This is a genomic window from Winogradskyella sp. R77965 (assembly GCF_044594915.1).
GTDB lineage: Bacteria > Bacteroidota > Bacteroidia > Flavobacteriales > Flavobacteriaceae > Winogradskyella.
Genome location: NZ_CP138990.1, coordinates 823643 through 845317, shown reverse-complemented (window position 1 = coordinate 845317; position 21675 = coordinate 823643). Strand labels below are relative to the sequence as shown.

The following is a 21675-nucleotide window of genomic DNA, read 5'->3' as shown; positions in this document are numbered from 1 at the left end:
AAATAAAGGCGACATTTCTGCCACCTTAAATGTTTTCACAACGGAATAATCCTTATTGTGAATTGCTTTCAGGTTATAAAGATACAAAACAAGAATCAATTAACAATTGTGTTTTGCTGTAATTGAAATTGAAAAAAAATAATTGATTTAAATATATGATAAATAGTATTCTATAATAAGAAAACGAAATGAGCAACTTTGAATGAAAAAAGTATTAGGATTAGATTTAGGAACAACATCCATTGGCTGGGCATTGGTCAATGAAGCTGAAAACAACAATGAGACTTCAGAGATTATAAAACTAGGTGTGCGTGTAAACCCATTAACAGTTGATGAAAAAACAGATTTTGAAAAAGGACGACCATTATCAACAAATGCAGACAGAACTTTAAAGCGTGGAGCTCGTCGTAATCTACAACGCTATAAACAGCGACGTAAAAACTTAATCGAAATTTTAATCCAAAATGGTTTTATTTCAAAAGACACACCTTTAGCAGAAATAGGTAAAGACACAACATTTCAAACCTTAAGGTTAAGAGCACAGTCTGCGAGTCAAAAAATAAATCTAGAGGATTTGGCACGTGTATTTTTAGCCATTAATAAAAAGCGTGGTTATAAAAGTAGTCGTAAAACCAGCAATGAAGAAGATGGACAAGCTATCGACGGGATGGATGTCGCCAAAACACTTTATGAATCAAGACAAACACCAGGACAATATGTTTTACAGTTGCTAAAGGACGAGCGCAAATACATTCCAGATTTTTACCGTTCTGATTTGCAAGCGGAATTTGATAAAATTTGGAACACACAAACGACGTTTTCCCCAACTATTTTAACTGATGAATTATATAAAGCACTTCAAGGCAAAAACAAAGGAGCCACTTGGGCTATTTGTCAAAAACCATTCAATATTGTTGGTGTGAAGTTAGAAGGTAAGGCATCTGAACAAAAATTAAAACGATATCAATTACGTTCAGACGGACTAATAAATCAATTAGAGTTAGAACATCTTGCCATTGTGTTACAAGAAATCAATAATAATTTAAACCAATCTAGTGGTTACCTAGGTGAAATCGCAGACAGAAGTAAAGAATTATACTTTAATAATGAAACCGTTGGAGAAAATTTATATAAACAACTGCTGAAAAACCGACATACGTCATTAAAAAATCAAGTATTCTATCGACAGGATTATTTAGACGAATTTGAAAAAATATGGGAAACACAATCTAAATTTCATTCTGAATTAACAGAAGTCTTAAAGACAGAGATTCGTGATGTCATTATTTTTTATCAACGTAAATTAAAATCACAAAAAGGACTGTTGAGCTTTTGTCAATTTGAAAGTTGGGAACAATCTTATACTGAAAAAGAAACTGGTAAATCAAAAACACGTTTAGTTGGTAATCGTGTAATTTCTAAATCGTCACCACTATATCAAGAATTTAAGATTTGGCAAAATCTAAACAATTTAGAATTTAAAAGTAAATTAAAAGACGAGGTTATAGAAATAGCGAAATTAGACAATGATGTCCGAGAAGCAATTTTTGAAGAACTAAATCTTCGAGGCGATTTAAAAGCTAACAGTCTTTTAAAATTACTTTCAAAATTTTTAGATATAGGAAAGACATCTGAATGGAAATGTAATTTTGAAAAAATAGAAGGTAATCGCACTAACAAATCATTGTTTGATGCATATCAAAAAATAGCAGAATATGAGGGCTATGGATTTGATTGGAGTAAAAAAACAGCTTCAGAAATAACTGACGAGTTAAAAACTATCTTCGCAGAGATTGGCATTGATACCTCTATTTTAGATTTTAATGCCGAAATAGAAGGTGTTGACTTTGATAAGCAAGCAAGCTATCAATTATGGCATTTATTATATTCTGTAGAAGACGACGTTAAAATTTCAGAGGAAGATAAACTTGTTTATGGTAATTCTAATGTGGCTCTAAAAAAGAAACTACATAATAAATACGGTTTTAAACCAGAATATTCGTCTTTACTGGCGAGTATAGCTTTGCAAAACGATTATGGTAATTTGTCTTCAAAAGCCATTCGTAAAATAATTACAAGTTTAAAATCGGGTAATACCTATTCTGAAGCATGTGCATTGGCTGGTTACAATCATTCTAATAGTCTAAATAAAGAAGAGCTAGAAAATAGGGTTTTAAAACCAAAATTAGAATTGGTGAAAAAGAATAGTTTGCGGAATCCTGTGGTCGAAAAAATATTAAATCAGATGGTTAATGTCATTAACCAAATTATAGATACTTATGGAAAACCTGATGAAATACGTATTGAACTCGCTCGTGAACTGAAGAAGAACGCAAAAGAGCGTGGTGAGATGACAAGAGGCATTGCTGAAGCTACAAGACGAAATTTAGATATAAAGAAAACAATTACAAAAGACTTTGGTATTCCTAATCCTACAAAAAATGACGTGATACGTTATCGTCTTTGGTTAGAATTGGAAACTAGAGGGCACAAATCGTTATTTACCAATACATTTATTTCCAAAGCAAAATTGTTTTCGAAAGAGATTGATATTGAGCATATTATTCCGAAAGCATTGTTGTTCGATGATTCATTTTCTAACAAAACTTTAGCATATAGGCATGTTAACCTAAAAAAAGCAGACAGAACAGCTTATGATTTTATTTCAAGCGATTACCAATCTGATTTAAAAAATTATAAAGAGCGGGTAGAGAGTCTATACAATAATGGTAAAGGCGTAATTTCAAAAGCAAAGCGGAATAAACTATTGTTATCTCAAACTACATTACCTGATGGGTTTATTGAGCGTGATTTACGTAACAGTCAATACATCGCAAAAAAAGCAAAAGAATTATTGTTTGAAGTTTTTAGAGAAGTGATATCAACATCTGGAAGTATAACAGATAAACTTCGTGAAGATTGGGATTTAATTAATGTGATGAAAGAGCTTAATATGCCAAAATACAAGGCTTTAGGTCTAACTGAAATAGAAATTAGGAAAAACAATAAAGAAATTGAAGTTATAAAGGATTGGAGTAAGCGCAACGATCATAGGCATCATGCAATGGATGCCTTGACGGTTGCCTTTACAACTCATAGCCATATTCAATATATAAACAATCTTAATGCTAGAAGGGATGAGCATCACCAATTACATAAAGTGATTTCAAATATTCAAAATAAAATTACACATAGAAATAAAGAAGGCAAATTAAAGTTTTTAAAACCTATACCAGACTTTCGCAAGCAAGCAAAACTTCATATTGCACAGATATTAGTGTCTTTTAAAAATAAAAATAAAGTCGTCACAAACAACATTAATAAAAGTAAGCTAAAAGGAAAAGATAATTATCATAGAAAGTTACAGTTAACACCAAGAGGACAATTGCATAAGGAAACGGTCTATGGTAAAAGTAAACGACCACAAGAAAAACCAACTAAATTAAATAAAAGGTTTACAAAAGAGCAAGCACAATTTATTATTAATGTACCACAACGCAATGCTGTTATAAATCACCTTAAAAAATATGACAATAAGAATGAATTAGCATTTGATACTAAAACTTTAAAAAAAGACCCTCTATTATATAAAGACGAGCCTTTAAAAGAAGTGCTATGTTTTGAAGAAATTTATACCATTAGAAAAGATGTCAATGCAGATACTTTTAAGGATGTAAAATCGATAAACAAAGTTATTGATTTAAAAGTTAGACAAATTCTATTAGACCGTTTATCTAAATATAACAATAAGGCAAAAGAAGCCTTTACGGATTTAGAGAAAAATCCCATTTGGCTTAATAAAAGTAAAGGGATTTCTATAAAACGGGTTACAATAACTGGTGTAAGTAATGCAGAGCCTTTGCATTATAAAAAGGATCATTTGGGAATAGAGATTTTAGATATTGATAATAAAAACCAACCTATCGATTTTGTAAGTACAGGAAGTAATCATCATTTAGCAATATATCTGGATAAAGATGGAAAATTACAAGATAATATAGTTTCATTTTATGAGGCTGTTGTTCGTTCAAATTCTAATTTACCAATTGTTGATAAAACATTGAATCAAGATTTAGAATGGCAATTTTTGTTCTCTTTAAAACAGAATGAGATGTTTGTTTTCGCATCAGAAAATTTTAATCCTCAAGAAGTTGATTTAACTGATAATACTAATTCAAGTATCATAAGTGAACATTTATTTAGGGTTCAGAAAATTTCTAAAGTAAAAGCTGGTAATAGTTTTGTTAGAGATTTTGTTTTTAGGCATCATTTAGAAACAAATGTTAAAGAAGATAAGATACTTAAAAATGTTACTTTTAAGAGTATAAAAAGTCTACCATACATACAAGATATAGTAAAAGTAAGAGTTAATCATATTGGTGAAATAGTTCAAATAGGAGAGTATTAATATGATAAAACGAACCCTATTTTTCGGAAATCCTGCTTATTTAAGTACCAAAAACAATCAATTGGTTCTAAAATATCCCGACTTTGAGGACGAGAAAACCATACCAATTGAAGATTTGGGCTTTGTAGTTTTAGAACATCCGCAAATTACTGTGACCAATGGTTTACTTATGAAATTAGTACAAAATAAAACCGCAGTCATTACCTGCGATAAGCAACATTTACCGTGTTCGTTTTTTCAACCTTTAGTTGGGCATAGTGAACAAACTGAACGCATGCGACATCAATTAAATGCAAGCGTGCCATTAAAAAAACAATTATGGCAACAAACGGTAATACTAAAAATTAATAACCAAGCCAATCATTTTTTGTCTAGAGGAAAAAATGCTTTGCGATTAAAACGGTATGCTAAAAACGTAAAGAGTGGCGATTTTGTCAATGAAGAAGCCCTTGCAGCCGCTTTTTATTTTCAAAATTTATTTGACATTAAAAACTTTAGTCGCAATCAAAAAGATATTGCGCCCAATAATCTGCTCAATTATGGGTATGCCATTTTACGAGCAATAGCGGCAAGAGCTTTGGTAAGTAGTGGTCTGTTGCCATCGGTAGGGATATTTCATCATAACAAATACAATCCGTTTTGCTTGGCTGATGATATTATGGAGCCTTACAGACCATTTGTAGATGCCCTTGTTTATGACATTGTAGAAAGCGGTTGTAATATTGAAGAACTAAACCGTAACATAAAATCTAGTTTATTAATGATTCCTGCTATAGACGTTGTCATAGACGGTAAACAAAGTCCGCTGATGAATGCCATGAGTCGCACATCGGCAAGTTTGTTTGACTGTTTTGAAGGCAGTAGACGAAAAATCTTATATCCAGAATTCAGATCATCATTACAAACCTTTACAAACTAATAGAATTATGCATTATGGAATCTTATCTAACCCGATTAAACCAGTATAGAAGTATGTGGGTTTTGGTCTTTTTTGATTTACCTACCGAAACCATAACGGAACGTAAAGTAGCGTCTCGGTTTAGAAAAAATTTAATAAAAGATGGTTTTGCGATGTTTCAGTTTAGTATTTATATGCGGTTCTGCCCTAGTCGCGAAAACGCTGCGGTACATATTAAGCGAACCAAGAATGGGTTGCCAAAAAAAGGCAAGGTCTGTATTATGCAGATTACGGATAAACAATTTGGAATGATGGAATTGTTTCATGGCCAAAAAGAAATAGAACCCGAAACCCCAAGCCAACAGTTAGAATTATTCTAGAAACCAGAATGTCAAACTGAGCGCAGTCGAAGTGCTTTGTAAAATTGAATTTATTAAAATCGTAATGATTGTCATAAAAAGCAGAATACCAGCTAGTTACAGCAAGTATTCTGCGAATTATCCATAAAATTAAGGAACTGAAAGCAATTCACAACGGGTCAATGGAATTAGATTAAAGAGTTTTGTCTGCGAATTATCCATAAAATTAAGGAACTGAAAGCAATTCACAACTTGGTTGAATTAAGGTTAGAACGAGATTTATCTGCGAATTATCCATAAAATTAAGGAACTGAAAGCAATTCACAACTCAGCATTATCAGTGTTCTGTTGCGCTTGTTCTGCGAATTATCCATAAAATTAAGGAACTGAAAGCAATTCACAACAATTACACTATGACTAATAACGGTCGTAAATCTGCGAATTATCCATAAAATTAAGGAACTGAAAGCAATTCACAACACACCATCTGGTTTTGATAAGTGTAATTCATCTGCGAATTATCCATAAAATTAAGGAACTGAAAGCAATTCACAACCTTGGTAAGCTCTAAAGTCTCTCCAGCAAATCTGCGAATTATCCATAAAATTAAGGAACTGAAAGCAATTCACAACTAATTCATCTTCACTTTCTAATAAAAAAGGTCTGCGAATTATCCATAAAATTAAGGAACTGAAAGCAATTCACAACTACGAGTACCTGGCTAAAGAAAAATCAATTTCTGCGAATTATCCATAAAATTAAGGAACTGAAAGCAATTCACAACTTACTCATGTGTTGGATTTTTTAAAAGGTTCTGCGAATTATCCATAAAATTAAGGAACTGAAAGCAATTCACAACTAAGAATTAACAATTTAATTTCGGACTGTATCTGCGAATTATCCATAAAATTAAGGAACTGAAAGCAATTCACAACTACACTCGGTTCTGGCATTTCTAAATCACTCTGCGAATTATCCATAAAATTAAGGAACTGAAAGCAATTCACAACTAATGTGGATAGCTATTGGAATTTTAATACTCTGCGAATTATCCATAAAATTAAGGAACTGAAAGCAATTCACAACTTGCGGCTACCCTTTCCTTGCAATTGTCTGTCTGCGAATTATCCATAAAATTAAGGAACTGAAAGCAATTCACAACATTGACCAATCATTTATATCATTAAGGTCATCTGCGAATTATCCATAAAATTAAGGAACTGAAAGCAATACACCACAGACTCAGAATTTATTCTTTAGAAGTGGGACAACCTAGTTGATATTGTTATCGACGGAGGTTATGGAGGAAATGAAGCTTCAACAATAATTGATTTATCAATTAGTCCACCAGAGATTATTAGAGAAGGAAAAGGTAATTTAGAGATATTTTAGAATTAAAAATATGTAGTAGAAGCCCGTATTGTACTGATTTATATGCATTTCATCAATGTTTTTAGTCTAATTTTGAATCATTTTATTTATTTTAGAAGTAATTAGCTAAACATTACATTTTGAATACATTTAAACATTTGGGTTTAATTGTTGGTGTCCTTTTTCTCTTTCTTCAACTGACATCCATAGTTTACGCCAGATTTATTCCAGAGCGCTTATTTTGTTGGGCTCCTTATGATGAGCACTCTTATTATGAAATTAAAGTAAGCATAGAAGGCAAAGTACTTACAAAGAATGAAATAAGTAAACGCTACAGATATAGTTCTAAAGGGTGGGAAGCAAGGAGTATGGATAATATTTTTTCTTTGGTTAGACAATATGAAAAAACGTATGGAGTCAATGATAATGCGTCTGTAATAATAGTTTATAAGACTAATGGACATAAACAGAAGCAATGGCAGCCTTGACCTCAAGTTCTAGACTTTTTATAATGCAATTATTTAAAGTAGAGGGTACAGATATGGCACCAAATCTACTATTAATGTGCAAAATCTTTGTGCTTTTATTATACGCGCATAGTTTTTATTTCTATTTAAGCGATCCATTTTTACCAATCATATCATTGTTAGATGGCTTTAATGCATATCCTAATGTATTTGAATATATATCAAAAGCACTTTTTTTGATTTTCAGTGTAAGCCTATGTTTTAATATTAAGGTAAGAATGATGTCTGCATTGCTTGGAGTACTTATAATTTTAAATCTTTTGGCTTCAAAACCACTATTTAGAAATCACTTATTCATTGTTGGTTGTATGTTGCTTTTATCAGGTCTCTCAGATAAAAATAAATCACCCTGGTTAATTTACATGCAATTGGGCGTTGTTTATGTTGGAGCCCTAATAAATAAAGTGTTTCAAGTGGATTGGTGGTTAGGACAATTTATGCATAATTGGCTAGGAACAGCTCTAGAAAATTCATTGTATTTATCATTTGCTAAAGAACTGCCAGATTTATTATTGGCAAAATTACTCTCATATATGGCTATGCTTTCAGAATTTTTTATCGCAATTTGTCTTTTTATCCCAAGATTAAGACGTGTTGCCATTAGTATCATATTGGTATTTCATACTCTGTTGTTTACGTTTACTGGTGAAACCTTTGGGATTTTTATGGAAGATATTCTTATTGTTCTTATTGCATTTTTAGTTTGGCCAAAACGTCAATCGGTATTGCAGATAAAATCGATTCAGCATTTTAAGTGGTTAAAACTTTTATCATTTTTAGATTGGGATAATAGAGTTTTATTAAAACAAAATTCCAAAATAGATGCTAATCTTTATATAAATATGGAGGATAAAAAGTTCTCTAATTGGGCAGCCTTTACTGGTGTTTTACTTCAATATAATGGTTTTTTTGTATTGATTTTAGTTTTTGAAATGGCGATTAGATACCTATTCAATGGTTTTTCTAAATACATCGGATTGTTGTTTTTGTTTTGGTTGTTTTTAATGCTGTTACTTCCATATTTCTGGCAAAACAGAAAACTAAAAAGAGTATGAGTTCTAAAAGTGATTTTAATTGTTCAGTTCTCATTCCAGATGGTGAGCATGCATTACTTTTTCAGGTCGTCTCTTGCTTGTCGGCTTGTAAAAATGTAAGTATTCATGTTTTATCAAATAAAAAAAATGTTCCTATTAGCTATTCAAGACATTTAAAATCTTTCAATATAATTAAAACCACATCACCTAAGGAGTGGCTGCATGAAATTGACAACTATGTTTTGCAAAATCAAATTGATATTATTTTACCTATTCAAGAAAAAAGTATTGAAAAGCTAATTAAACATAGGACGCAACTTAAAGCTAGTCATACTTTAGTGCCCTTTCCATCGCTCGAAAATTACAAGACAGCTATTGATAAGGCCAATTTGGCGACTCACTTAACGAAATTTAGTATTAATTGCCCAAAAACTATAGTAGTGGTACCTGGCGATAATTATCCCGAAATAAATCAACTAGGTTACCCTATTATTGCTAAACCTTCTAGAAGCATAGATGGGTATGGTATAAAAGTTTTGTCAAATAAAGACGACACTCATCGTTTTTTAAAATCATTTTCTTCAACTTACGTTTTGCAAGAGTTTATTGAAGGTTATGATATTGATTGCAGTGTATTGTGTAAAGATGGAGTTGTTTTGTTGCATATAATCCAAAAAGGTATTCTTTTTGAAAACAGAAAGTTTGCACCAGCTATAGGGCTGCAATTTTTACAAGAAGAAAAACTGCTAGAAATTGTAAGAGCCTTAATGACTTCTCTAAAATGGACTGGTGTTGCGCACATAGATCTTAGATATGATAAAAAAACTAAAGTATTTAAGGTTATAGAAGTTAACGGTAGGTTTTGGGGCTCAATGGAAGGAGCGCTAGCCGCTGGTTATAATTTTCCATATTTATATTGTTTATTAGCAAAAAATATTCCGTTTAAGGTGAGTACCTACAAGAAGATTAAGCATTACAATATAAAGGGTTTAGTAAAGCTTATTAACCAAAAGCCTTCTATTCTTTTCAATTGGTCATTTTTAAGGAAGCATACAACGTTGTGTTATATTTTTAAAGATCCGCTTCCCACAATAGCAAGATTTATCAAACGCACCAGAGTGATATTAAGACGAAGGTAGAACTTAATTACTATTTCTTTATACTAACTAATTTAGAAACTCGTTTACTATTAAAATAAAATAACACTATAGAAATGACTCCACATACCACAAAACCAACAAAAAGTGGTACCACTGAATCTTTTACAAAGCTTCCGATATAATTCGCAATTGGTACTGCCATAACTGTAGAAATAAAACCATTTAAAGCAGAACCTATACCTGCTATATGTCCCATTGGTTCCATGGCTAAAGCTCTAAGATTACCAAATAAAAAGGCTACACTCGCAAATTGCAGACTTAAGAATAATAATAATACTTCAATACTCGGATTTTTTCCAGACCAATGCAGTAAAACATACAATAGAGAAATTATAATAAAGGCGATTAAAGCTAAATTCACTAAATTTTTCATACCAAATCGCATTACCAAAACACTATTGAAATATGTTGCTAATCCTATTGTTATAGCCAAGCTTGCAAAAATATAAGGAAAGTATTCTGCTAAATTATATTGTTGCTGAAAAATTTGTTGCGAAGTACTTAAATAGACCATAAACGAACCTGTGATGAAACCAGATAACAAAGTATAAATTATTGCAGATTTGATTTTAAAAAAAGCTATTGTACCTGTTTTAAAAATAGAAAGACTAAAGGATTTTTTATATTCTTTGTGAAGGGTTTCTGGTTGCCGTCTCCAAAACCATATGAGTACTAAAAAACCAAAAGCTAAATTGAAAGTAAATATAGATTTCCAACCAAATTGAAATAATAAAAACTGTCCTAGCATTGGAGCAACTACAGGCACTAAGATAAATGTCATGACTACAATTGATAGAATCTTAGCCATATGGTCTCCACTGTAGGAGTCTCTGACAATAGCAATACACATGGTCCTGGGTGATGATAAACCTATACCTTGTAGAATTCGACCAAAAAGCATCATTTCAAAGTTTTTGGTAGTGATACAAATAATTGAGGCGACAACAAAAACACCAAAACCAAAATAAACCATTGGTTTACGTCCAAAACTATCCGAGAGTGGTCCGAATATAAGCTGACCAACGCCAAGCCCTAAAAAAATAAGCGTAATCATTTTTTGATTTTCTACATCACCTAAGCTGCTTAAATAATTTCCAATTGTTGGAAGTGCAGGTAACACGGCATCAATTGATAGCGCTACTATAGACATTAAAGCAGCCATTAAGACGACAAATTCTATTTGCGAACGTTGTTGGTTTTGCATGGCACAAAAGTAAACCAATTAATGCCTATTTTTGATTAGAAGTTATATTAATATTCTATACCAACATAGTATGCACACAACTACTTTAGTAAAGTTATTTAAGAGAGATTTAAATACTTTAAAAGAAGAAATCAATTTATATAAAAATGAAGAAAATCTGTGGAAAGTTGATGGCTCAGTTACTAATTCAGCAGGTACTTTATGCCTTCATCTTATAGGAAACTTAAATCATTTCATAGGTGCAGCACTCGGAAATACAGGCTATGTGAGGCAACGTGATTTAGAGTTTTCACTTAAAGGTGTTCCAAAATCCGAATTGATTAAACAGGTAGAAGATGCTATCGTTGTTGTTGAAAACGTATTAAATCGATTAACAGATGAAGATTTACAGCAAGAATACAAACATCGCAAAGAACCAATGACGACTGAATATTTCCTATCTCATTTAGCAATGCATTTAGCCTATCATTTAGGACAAATTAATTACCATAGACGTTTATTAGATAAATAAAAGATATGATGACTTTTGAAAACTTTAAAATTGAATTGTTACAACCAGATGAAAGCAAAGCGTTTTTTAACTTGATTGAAACCAATAGAAGTCGCCTTGAAGATTTTTTCGCAGGAACACTTTCTAAAACTAGGACACTGGTAGATACTATTAATTATTGTAACCAAATTCAAGAACGAATAGAAAAAGTAAGTTATTTACCTTATATGATTACGGATATAAATACGAATAAATTTATTGGTTTAGTTGATGTTAAAAATATTGATATGAATGTTCCCAAGGCAGAACTTGGTTCTTTTATTGATAGTAACTATGAAGGAAAAGGCATAGTGTCTAAAGCCACAAATTTAGTAATTGACCATATCGTTAACGAGTATAGGTTTATAAAGCTTTTATGCAGAGCTAACTCCAGAAACAAGGGCAGTATTGCTGTAATCCTTAAAAACGGATTCGAGCTAGAAGGCACTATCCGAAAAGACTACAGAACTACAAAAGGTGAAATTGTGGATTTAAATTATTATGGTCGTGTTTTTGATTAAAAAATTAAGAAACTGAATTTCCCCATTCTGCAATAGACTCAATTATCGGTACTAAGGTTTTGCCTAACGGAGTTAATTTATATTCTACTTTTAAAGGTGGTTTTTTAGTATATACTTTACGCTCAATAATCTTATCCTCTTCTAATTTTTTTAGCTGTAAACTTAAGGTGCGCTCAGTTACAGTTGGCATCAATTTACGTAATTCATTATAACGTAACGTACCATTTATAAGGTGATAGAGAATTACAGTCTTCCATTTCCCTCCAATAACACCCATAGTAAGACTTGCGCAACACGGATATTCTTTACCATTATAAGTATATGTTTTTTGAAGTGTTTCTACCATCATTTTATGTAATTAAATTGTACTATCATTTTTGACCGTTATTGCAAAGATAAAAAACTATACTTAGTTTTGCTACTATAAAAAGTATAGTTTAATATTAATTGTAATAAATAATGAATAAATCAAACATTTCTAAAGAAGATATTTTAAAAGCATTTCAATTCAGACATGCTTGTAAAGAGTTTGATGCTACTAAAAAGTTAACCGATGATGATATCAATTTTATTTTAAAAGCAGCAAATCTATCACCAAGTTCTTTTGGTTTTGAACCTTGGCATTTTGTAGTAGTTCAAGATCAAGAGTTAAGAGAATTACTCAAGCCAGTGGCTTGGGGAGCTCCATTAAAATTAGATACTGCAAGTCATTTTATTTTAGGTTTAAGTATGAAAGCACCAATGACAAAATGGGACTCTGACTATATTATGCATATGATGAAAGAAGTGAAACAATTCCCAGAGGATGTAATTGAAATGTATTCTAAGTTCTACAGAGAATTTCAAGAAAGTGATTTTAATTTAGATTCAGATAAGAAGCTATTTGATTGGGCTTCTAAGCAAACCTATATCGCTTTAGCAAACATGATGACTTCTGCTGCACTAGTTGGCATAGATAGTTGTCCGATAGAAGGTTTTCATGAGGATAAAGTAAACGCTTTGTTACAAGAAAAATTTGGAGTCGATACCGATAAATACGGCTTGTCTTACATGGCAGCTTTTGGTTATAGAAAAGCAGAACCACCACACGCTAAAACCAGAAGACCATTAGAGGAGATTGTAACTTGGAAATAAGTGTAAAAGTAAAGTTGTTTAATGGAGGCTTTTGAAACTATAAATAAAGGATTTAATAATACATTTCAGCTTAATAAGTTGAGTGTTGGAGTAGTAGTGCCTATTGAGAATTATGCAAATAGTTCTGTACCAATTATGCAACATCATTTAGAGCGCGTTAAACTGATTGAAGAGCTTGGATTTAAAGCCTTATGGATTAGAGATGTGCCTTTTCATGTGCCTTCTTTTGGTGATGCAGGTCAAACCTATGATCCATTTACATATTTAGGATATTTAGCCGGACAAACATCAAAAATAGCCTTAGGAATTTCTAGTATTGCTTTGCCTTTGCATCATCCTGTGCATGCAGCTAAATCTGTAACAACTATAGACCAATTATCTGGCGGAAGAGTAATTTTAGGAGTAGCTTCGGGAGATCGCTATGATGAATATCCTGCAATGGCTATAGATTATGAAAAGCGTGGCGAATTATTCCGAGATGCTTTTGACTATATTAGAAAAACTCAAGAGGATTTTCCAGCTATAGAAAATAATCACTTTGGAACTTTAAAAGGTGATATTGATGTTTTACCAAAAGCAACAACGCATAAAATTCCGATGTTGATTACAGGTTACAGTCAACAATCTTTAGAATGGAATGCTGAGCATGGTGATGGTTGGATGTATTATCCTCGAAATTTATATCAGCAACAGCATACCATAAGACAGTGGAGAGAATTGATTCCTCAAGCGTATAGTAAACCGTTTATGCAACCCTTATATGTAGATTTACAAGAAGATGATAATTTTAGACCAGAACCGATTCATCTAGGATTTAAGATTGGCGCAAATCATTTAGTGAATTATTTTAAGAATTTACAAGAGATAGGTGTTAATCATGTAGCGATAAATTTACGCTTCAATAAAAACAAAATTGAAGATACATTACAACAACTGGCAGAAAAAGTATTGCCACATTTTCATTCAGAATTAAAACAAGAATCAACAGTATGAGTAAAACAATTGTAATAACCGGAAGTACCGATGGTATCGGAAAATTAGCAGCGATTCAATTAGCAAAAGATGGTCATGAGATATACTTACATGGTAGAAATCCAGAAAAGTTAGATAAGGTTATAGCTGAAGTAAAAGAGGCGTCTAATAATATGAATATAGATGGTTTTGTTGCGGACTTTTCAGACATAAATGCAGTCAGAAGTATGTCAAAGGATATACTAGAAAAACTTTCAAAAATTGATGTATTAATAAATAATGCTGGCATTTTTAAAAGTCCAGTTCAAAAAACAAAAGACGGATTAGATATTCGTTTTGCTGTGAATTATTTCGCACCTTATGTGTTAACAAATGCGCTGTTACCTTTGCTTGAAGCTGGAGAACATACAAGAATAATTAATTTAAGTTCTGCGGCACAATCACCAGTTAGAATTGGTGCTTTAAACGGAGACGCCTCAATTAACGAAAGTGAAGCTTATGCTCAAAGCAAATTAGCATTAACGATGTGGAGCTTTAACTTGGCAGAACGCTTTGAAAATATTTCTGTAGTTGCTGTAAATCCAGGTTCACTTTTGAACACACGTATGGCAAATGAAGCTTATGGGCAACATTGGTCGCCAGCGACAAAAGGATCAGATGTTTTATATGAATTGGCAGTATCTGATGAGTTCAAAGGAATCACAGGAAAATATTTTGATAATGACAAAGGCAATCCAAAAGGTATTTTTAGTCCAGCACATTCAGATGCTTATAATGAAGATTTAATTTCTGAATTGATTAAAAACACTAAAGTTGTTCTTAAGTTTTAAATATTTTATCTGGAAAACAAAAACGGTTTGAATAATCACTCAAACCATTTTTTTTATGACTTAGTTTTTATTTACAAAGGAATATTCCCATGCTTACGCTGAGGTTTCACAACTTCTTTATTTTCAAGCATACTAAATGCTTTTATCAATTTTCGTCTTGTATTATGAGGTAGAATCACTTCATCTACAAAACCACGTTCGGCAGCACTGTAAGGATTTGCAAAGAGTTCCGCATATTCAGCTTCTTTTTCTTTCCATTTAGCTTCTTTATCATCTGCTTTAGAAATTTCACGCTTAAAGATAATTTCAGCTGCACCTTTAGCTCCCATTACAGCAATTTCGGCATTAGGCCAAGCAAAGTTCATGTCCGCTCCGATATGTTTAGAGTTCATAACATCGTAAGCTCCTCCATAGGCTTTTCTTGTAATAACAGTAATTCTTGGTACTGTAGCTTCAGAAAATGCATATAATAGTTTTGCTCCATTAGTGATAATGGCATTCCATTCTTGATCAGTTCCTGGTAAAAATCCTGGAACATCTTCTAAGACCAATAACGGAATATTAAAACAGTCACAGAAACGCACAAAACGAGCAGCTTTTGTTGAACTGTCTACATCTAATACACCAGCCAAAAACATAGGTTGATTGGCAACAATACCAACAGATTTTCCACCTAATCGTGCAAAACCTACGATAATATTCTCAGCAAAGTCTTTATGAATTTCATAAAACGAGTCTTCGTCTATAATACCATTAATAACCTGATGCATGTCATAAGGTTTATTCGCATTTTCTGGTACAATGGTATCTAAAACATCTCTTATTTCTTCTTTAATTTCGAAATCTAAATCTTGAGGCTTCTCTTTATTACTCTGTGGTAAATAACTTAATAGTTGTTTCACATCTTCTAAACACTCTACATCATTCGCTGAGGTTTTATGTGCTACACCAGATTTTGATGAATGTACAGAAGCTCCACCAAGTTCTTCACTTGTTACTTCTTCGTTCGTTACTGTTTTTACAACATTAGGACCAGTTACAAACATATAACTAGTGTCTTGTACCATCAATGTAAAATCGGTCATAGCAGGTGAGTAAACAGCACCACCAGCACAAGGACCCATAATGGCAGAAATCTGAGGAATAACTCCAGAAGATTGTACATTTCTGTAAAAGATATCTGCATAACCACCTAACGAACGTACACCTTCTTGAATACGAGCTCCACCAGAATCATTGAGTCCAATTATAGGTGCACCAACGTTAACGGCCATATCCATAATCTTACAGATTTTCTCGGCATGTGTTTCGGATAAAGAGCCACCAAACACAGTGAAATCTTGAGCAAAGACATAGATTAATCTACCATTAACAGTGCCATAACCAGTAACCACGCCATCTCCATAAAATTGCTGATTTGCCATACCGAAGTCTTTAGTTCTATGTGTCACTAAAGCTCCAATTTCTTCAAAAGAACCTCCGTCTAGTAAATACATAACACGTTCTCTTGCTGTTAACTTTTTCTTAGCGTGTTGCTTATCTATTCTGGCTTGACCTCCTCCTAATTTGGCTAAGGCTAGTTTATCGTTAAGTGCTTTTATTTTGTTGTCCATTTTATATTCTTTTCTCGCAAAGGCCCAAAAGGCGCAAAGCTGTATGTTTTATCTTTTTTTTATGTTTTGTTATACTGAACTTGATTCAGAAACTAGTTGAGTTGGATTATCATTTTAGTCAACTCATTGTTCTCAATGACTCCATTTAAATTTCTATCAATTAAAATTGCTAAATAAAAAGTAGATAATTGGGTGTCTTTCATCGAAACTGATGCATTATTATAATACAAACGATTAATTTCAAATTCTAATTTTTGATATTCATTTATTGAATTGAGTAGGTTTAATCTTTTACTATCAGAATTTTTATAAATTAAATAATGACTGCCCGTACTATTGAAGATTAAATTTTCATATTTCCCACTATAATCCGGCGCCATTCCAGAACCAGAATTAAAACAACTTAATTCTTGTTTCTTCATTCCAATTTTGACTTTATCCAAATCTTCTATATCAAGAAAAGCAGCTACTTGCGCTGAATAATATTCTTTGGCTTCTGAATTATATTTTTTGTTATAAAATCTAAGTGAAAAGTTGTTTTTGTCTATGGTAATTGATTCACTTTCTTGAGATATAATTTTCTCTTTACCATTTTGATAAAGAAATAATTGATCAAATTTTGATTCGGTAGATTTCTTTTGAGATTTCAAACTTTTGCAAGAGTGAGTTAGGACAGAAATACCGATCAATAAAAGTAATGGTCTAATTTTATTCGTTTTCATACAATTATTTACTAGGGACTCTCAATAATTTCTGATCTTCTAAATATTGCTTCAATGCAATTTTTGCAGCAATCTCAGCTTCTTTTTTATGCTGTTCTTCTAATAGGCTAGGTGAGTAGTACTTCTTTACAAAGTGTGTGTCAAAATTACCACTTCTAAAAGCCTCGTGTTCACAAACAAAACGTCCAAATGCTAAAGTGGTTTCAACACCTTTAATATGGTAATTGTCAATGGCTTTTATCATAAGTTCTATGGCTTCTTCTCGTGTATCTCCATAAGTAATCAACTTCGATAGCATTGGGTCATAATAAATAGGAATATCCATACCTTCCTCAAAACCATTGTCTACACGTATGTTATCTCCTTCGGGTAATTGATAAACTTCTAAATTACCAACACTAGGCAAAAAGTCATTCATAGGATCCTCAGCATAAACTCTGAGTTCTAAAGCATGACCATTAATTTTTAGATCCTCTTGTTTGAGGACTAGTTGCTCTCCTCTTGCTACTTTGATTTGAAGTTCTACCAAATCAACACCAGCAATCCATTCAGAAACAGGATGTTCTACCTGAAGTCTTGTATTCATTTCTAAGAAATAGAAATTGTGATCTGCGTCTAATAAAAACTCCACAGTACCAGCACCAAGATAATCACAGGAGCGTGCTACGTTAATCGCAGCTTGTCCCATCTCTTCTCTTAATTTTGGAGTTAAAACAGCAGAAGGAGCTTCTTCAACTACCTTTTGATGGCGACGTTGTACCGAACATTCGCGTTCAAAGAAATGTAAAATATTTCCATGACTATCTGCCATAACCTGTATTTCGACATGTCTAGGTGAAGTGACATATTTTTCTACAAAGACGGAACCATCACCAAAAGCTGAAGTTGCCTCGCTAATGGCGCGCTTCATTTGTTCTTCAACATCCTTTTCTTTTTCAACAACCCGCATTCCCTTTCCACCGCCACCTGCAGCTGCTTTTATAAGAATGGGGAATCCAATCTCTTTAGCAATCTGAACGGCTTCAGTTGGATCTGTAACTGCTCTATCAACACCAGGTACCATTGGGATATCATAATCCTTAACAGCATCTTTAGCCGCCAATTTATCTCCCATCATCTTAATTGCTTTAGAACGTGGACCAATGAATATGATATTATTTTTTTCTGCCAATTCAGCAAAATCAGCGTTTTCACTCAAAAAACCATATCCAGGATGAATGCCATCTACATCTAATGCTTTAGCTACCTCTATAATTTTATCTCCTCTTAAGTAAGATTGGTTTGATGGAGCAGGGCCAATGCAAACAGCTTGGTCTGCATACCTCACATGCAGCGCATTTCTATCTGCTTCAGAATATACGGCAACAGTTTTAATACCCATTTTTTTTGCTGTTCGCATTACACGAATGGCAATTTCTCCTCGATTAGCTACTAATATTTTTTTCATACTATTCGAATTCTATTAAAAGTGCATTCTTATCTACAGTCTCAGTTTGTTTCACCTTGATTGATTTTATAACTCCGTCTCGAGGTGAATTTATTACATTTTCCATTTTCATGGCTTCGAGAATTAATAAAGCTTCATCCTCTTTAACTTCTTGCCCTTCATTGACATTAATTTCTAAAATCAATCCTGGCATTGGTGCCTTTATATCGTTTACTTTTTTAGATTTTCCAACTTCAAAACCTAAAGCTTCAATTTGTTGATCTAAAGTATCATTTATGTTAACTTCATAAATATTATTATTCACTTTAACCGTATAAAGTTTTTTATTGAAGTTTGTATCTAAGATAGTTGCTTTAGTAGAACTGTTTTCTTGAAGTATGTGATACGTATTGTCAGTAATTTCAATACAGTCAAGCGCTTCAGCATCTGTTTTGGAAAGATCAAATTGATGCGAAGCATTCACTTTAATTTTATACATAGTTACATTTTTAAGAGGTTAAAATTATACATTAAAAGGCTCTAAAAACATGAAATTAATCATGTTCTTCAATTGTTTTTTGAGGCGTTTTAAAATGCGAATTTTCTTGATGTCGTTTTATTGCTTTTCGCGATAAAAAGATACCAATTATTAATGATATAAATGCTCCAATAGAAATTCCTGGAATAAATCCTATAAATAAGAAAAAGTCATAGGCTCCATGAAACAAAACGGCTAAAAATAATCCAGCCATATTTAATTTAAATCTATTGTTGGAAAACTTGGCCTTTCCCATAAAGTAACCCATTAGAATTCCGAAGGTTGCATGTGCAGGTACAGCAGTAAAAGCTCTTAAAATGGCTGTTTGATAACCTCCTTCTAACACATACATAATGTTTTCTGTACAAGCAAAACCCATGGATACCATGACTGCATAGATAATGCCGTCATAAGGTTCGTTAAAGGCTTTTTTTGGTTGGTTAAAATATTTTACGATTACATATTTGCTAAATTCTTCAGACAATGCAACCACTACGAAAGCTTGTATAAATTGTTGCCACACGCTAAATTCATCAGTTATAGGAATAAAATGTCCAGTAAATAAATATAAGATTGTAACAATGATGATACTAACTATTGCACCAAAAAGAAAACTCGCAATAAGTAAGCCCGCTGGTTCTTTTTCGTATTTATCTTGAAAATAGATATATACAATAATGGCCATTACTGGTGCAACTGCGAATAGGAGTAAAGTCATGATTTTAGATGGTCTTTAATAGTATTAAGAACAAATATATAATACGATGTATTGCTTGGAATAAAATGATTATTTGTTTCGCTATGCTTTAATAAGTTTTCAAATTCATTAAATGAAACGAGTTTTAAGGCTTCAACTTCTTGTGGTTGGGGAATGAGTTGGTTAAGTTCTATTTTTAATTCTGCAATATAGACCTGATGAAATTCATTATCTTGAATTGTACCATAATTGGTTTCATGAAGAAAAGTTCCGATTTTCTGAACATTTTCAGCCTTTAACGTTAATCCTACTTCTTCTTTGGTCTCTCTCAAAGCTGCATTAATAAAAGATTCGCCTGCATCAATATGACCAGCAGCAGAAACATCCCAAAGTAAAGGATGAATTTCTTTTTTATGCGAACGTTGCTGTAATAAAATTTCACCCTTCGATGTGTATAGCCATAAATGAATAGTGTTATGGTACCAACCATTTTTATGCGCTTCAGATTTTAAAGCGGTTTTGCCAGTTGGTTCTCCTGATGAATTTACTATGTCGATATATTCATCCATTATGGTGTGACTAATGTTATGGTTTTAACTAGTTTTTCAAAATGTGCTTTGGTATTAAACAAGTGACAAGACAGACGAATGTAATCGCCTCTGAACGATACAATGATATTTGCATTTTTCAGTTCTTTCTTTAATTTTTCTAAATCAATAGTTCTTGGAATTCTTATACCGAACAAATGTTTTGCTCTAAGTTCTGGTGCCTCACTTCGAAAGCCAATGTTTTTTAGTTGTACTAATGCATCTTCAGTGATAGCATTACAATATTCTTGTAAATTTTGAGGATTAATGCTTAAAATTTCTTTTAAAGCTGCCATTTGCATTTTTATATAAATAAAACTTGCAGATTCTCCTGCAGCATAGCGTTGCGATTTTGGTTTGTATTCGTATTGGTATTGGGTTAAACCAGATAAATTTTCGCTTCCTAAACGAATGGACCAATTCTCTTCAATGGGTTTACCATGATCAAAATAGTCGCTATAATATGCGTAGGCACAACCGTAAGGGCCAAATAGCCATTTATAGCCAGCACAAATTAAAGCATCTGGTTGAATATCTTTAATAGAGAAGGGTAGTGCACCAATAGATTGGCTTCCATCAATAATTAATAATGCATTGTGTTGTTTTGTTTTTTCTCTAATAGCTTTTAAATCAAATATAAAACCATTAGCCCAATGGATATGAGCTATAGCAACAACAGCTGTTTTTTCTGAGATAGCTTCAAGAATTTTATGATTCCAGTCTGCTATATGTTCTGGTTGTTTTACGGTAATGATTTTGGCTTCAAATTTATCCGCTAGTTCTTTCCATATATAAACATTACTTGGGAATTGTTCTTCTACTAAAAGTATTTCGTCTCCTTTTTGAAGTGAAATATTTCTAGCTGCATTCGCCATACCATAAGATACTGAGGGAATTGTAACCACACGATTGTAGTCATCTGCATCAATAATTTTTGTAAATAATTTTCTAAGTTCTATTACAGGATCAAATAAATCTGACGATTGAAAATAATCAGGACGACTTTTTGCTTTTACTGCATTTACACCAGCAGTCTCAACCGATTTAAAAGCAGGTGAAAAACTAGCCGTATTTAAATAGACAACATCTTCTGGAAAGTCAAATTGATCTTTTAGGTGAGTTAGTGGCATATAAATATTTAAAAG

The 21675-nt window shown here is 32.4% G+C and carries 20 protein-coding genes and 1 CRISPR repeat array; of the genes, 11 read left to right on the top strand and 9 right to left on the bottom strand.

Annotation, left to right across the window (positions count from 1 at the left end; all coding sequences use genetic code 11):
• The first annotated feature begins 202 nt into the window (after positions 1-202).
• The 6 genes from cas9 to SJY34_RS03710 all read left to right on the top strand — a co-directional run bounded on the left by cas9 (position 203) and on the right by SJY34_RS03710 (position 9736).
• Positions 203-4408, top strand: coding sequence for a type II CRISPR RNA-guided endonuclease Cas9 (gene cas9, locus SJY34_RS03740; protein WP_400079038.1), 4206 nt, complete (start codon positions 203-205; stop codon positions 4406-4408).
• 1 nt (position 4409) lies between these two features.
• Positions 4410-5327: a type II CRISPR-associated endonuclease Cas1 gene (cas1, locus tag SJY34_RS03735; protein ID WP_400079036.1), complete on the top strand. Its 918-nt coding sequence runs from the start codon at positions 4410-4412 to the stop codon at positions 5325-5327.
• 14 nt (positions 5328-5341) lie between these two features.
• Positions 5342-5686, top strand: a complete 345-nt coding sequence (gene cas2, locus SJY34_RS03730) for a CRISPR-associated endonuclease Cas2 (protein ID WP_400079034.1) — start codon at positions 5342-5344, stop codon at positions 5684-5686.
• A 109-nt stretch (positions 5687-5795) separates the two neighbouring features.
• A CRISPR array of direct repeats spans positions 5796-6903; the repeat unit is 46 nt; unit sequence TCTGCGAATTATCCATAAAATTAAGGAACTGAAAGCAATTCACAAC.
• A 273-nt stretch (positions 6904-7176) separates the two neighbouring features.
• Positions 7177-7524 (top strand): hypothetical protein, encoded by a 348-nt coding sequence (locus SJY34_RS03720; RefSeq protein ID WP_400079033.1) that lies wholly within the window; start codon positions 7177-7179, stop codon positions 7522-7524.
• A 23-nt stretch (positions 7525-7547) separates the two neighbouring features.
• A complete protein-coding gene (locus SJY34_RS03715) occupies positions 7548-8618 on the top strand; it encodes a hypothetical protein (RefSeq protein ID WP_400079031.1) in 1071 nt (356 codons plus the stop codon).
• Entirely contained in the window at positions 8615-9736 is a 1122-nt protein-coding gene (locus SJY34_RS03710) for an ATP-grasp domain-containing protein (RefSeq protein WP_400079030.1), read from the top strand. The genes SJY34_RS03715 and SJY34_RS03710 overlap by 4 nt, the downstream gene beginning before the upstream one ends.
• Positions 9737-9746: 10 nt before the next feature.
• On the opposite strand, the gene SJY34_RS03705 is transcribed toward SJY34_RS03710, so the two are convergent.
• Positions 9747-10961 (bottom strand): multidrug effflux MFS transporter, encoded by a 1215-nt coding sequence (locus SJY34_RS03705; protein ID WP_400079028.1) that lies wholly within the window; start codon positions 10959-10961, stop codon positions 9747-9749.
• A 70-nt stretch (positions 10962-11031) separates the two neighbouring features.
• Here SJY34_RS03705 and SJY34_RS03700 point away from each other — a divergent pair, with 70 nt between their 5' ends.
• Both SJY34_RS03700 and SJY34_RS03695 read left to right on the top strand, forming a co-directional pair.
• Entirely contained in the window at positions 11032-11472 is a 441-nt protein-coding gene (locus SJY34_RS03700) for a DinB family protein (protein WP_400079026.1), read from the top strand.
• Positions 11473-11477: 5 nt separating this feature from the next.
• Complete coding sequence (locus SJY34_RS03695) at positions 11478-12011, top strand: GNAT family N-acetyltransferase (protein WP_400079024.1); 534 nt, start codon at positions 11478-11480, stop codon at positions 12009-12011.
• A gap of 4 nt (positions 12012-12015) precedes the next feature.
• On the opposite strand, the gene SJY34_RS03690 is transcribed toward SJY34_RS03695, so the two are convergent.
• Positions 12016-12360 (bottom strand): winged helix-turn-helix transcriptional regulator, encoded by a 345-nt coding sequence (locus tag SJY34_RS03690; protein ID WP_400079023.1) that lies wholly within the window; start codon positions 12358-12360, stop codon positions 12016-12018.
• Positions 12361-12470: 110 nt separating this feature from the next.
• On the opposite strand from SJY34_RS03690, the gene SJY34_RS03685 reads away from it, so the two are divergent.
• Genes SJY34_RS03685 through SJY34_RS03675 form a run of 3 tightly spaced genes read left to right on the top strand, consistent with a single transcriptional unit; the run spans position 12471 to position 14947 of the window.
• A complete protein-coding gene (locus tag SJY34_RS03685; protein ID WP_400079021.1) occupies positions 12471-13145 on the top strand; it encodes an NAD(P)H-dependent oxidoreductase in 675 nt (224 codons plus the stop codon).
• Positions 13146-13166: 21 nt separating this feature from the next.
• Positions 13167-14138 carry an LLM class oxidoreductase gene (locus SJY34_RS03680; RefSeq protein WP_400079019.1) on the top strand — a complete coding sequence of 324 codons (972 nt, stop codon included), beginning with the start codon at positions 13167-13169 and terminating at the stop codon, positions 14136-14138.
• Positions 14135-14947: an SDR family NAD(P)-dependent oxidoreductase gene (locus SJY34_RS03675; RefSeq protein WP_400079018.1), complete on the top strand. Its 813-nt coding sequence runs from the start codon at positions 14135-14137 to the stop codon at positions 14945-14947. The genes SJY34_RS03680 and SJY34_RS03675 overlap by 4 nt, the downstream gene beginning before the upstream one ends.
• Positions 14948-15018: 71 nt before the next feature.
• On the opposite strand, the gene SJY34_RS03670 is transcribed toward SJY34_RS03675, so the two are convergent.
• The 7 genes from SJY34_RS03670 to SJY34_RS03640 form a co-directional block, all read right to left on the bottom strand.
• Positions 15019-16560, bottom strand: a complete 1542-nt coding sequence (locus tag SJY34_RS03670) for an acyl-CoA carboxylase subunit beta (RefSeq protein ID WP_400079016.1) — start codon at positions 16558-16560, stop codon at positions 15019-15021.
• Between the two features lie 92 nt (positions 16561-16652).
• Positions 16653-17282 (bottom strand): hypothetical protein, encoded by a 630-nt coding sequence (locus SJY34_RS03665; RefSeq protein ID WP_400079014.1) that lies wholly within the window; start codon positions 17280-17282, stop codon positions 16653-16655.
• A 4-nt stretch (positions 17283-17286) separates the two neighbouring features.
• Positions 17287-18729, bottom strand: coding sequence for an acetyl-CoA carboxylase biotin carboxylase subunit (accC, locus tag SJY34_RS03660; RefSeq protein WP_400079012.1), 1443 nt, complete (start codon positions 18727-18729; stop codon positions 17287-17289).
• 1 nt (position 18730) lies between these two features.
• Positions 18731-19207, bottom strand: coding sequence for a biotin/lipoyl-containing protein (locus SJY34_RS03655; RefSeq protein ID WP_400079010.1), 477 nt, complete (start codon positions 19205-19207; stop codon positions 18731-18733).
• A gap of 55 nt (positions 19208-19262) precedes the next feature.
• Positions 19263-19964 (bottom strand): PrsW family intramembrane metalloprotease, encoded by a 702-nt coding sequence (locus SJY34_RS03650; protein ID WP_400079008.1) that lies wholly within the window; start codon positions 19962-19964, stop codon positions 19263-19265.
• Entirely contained in the window at positions 19961-20512 is a 552-nt protein-coding gene (locus SJY34_RS03645) for an NUDIX domain-containing protein (protein WP_400079006.1), read from the bottom strand. The genes SJY34_RS03650 and SJY34_RS03645 overlap by 4 nt, the downstream gene beginning before the upstream one ends.
• A complete protein-coding gene (locus SJY34_RS03640; protein ID WP_400079004.1) occupies positions 20512-21660 on the bottom strand; it encodes an aminotransferase class V-fold PLP-dependent enzyme in 1149 nt (382 codons plus the stop codon). The genes SJY34_RS03645 and SJY34_RS03640 overlap by 1 nt, the downstream gene beginning before the upstream one ends.
• Between the last annotated feature and the right edge of the window lie 15 nt (positions 21661-21675).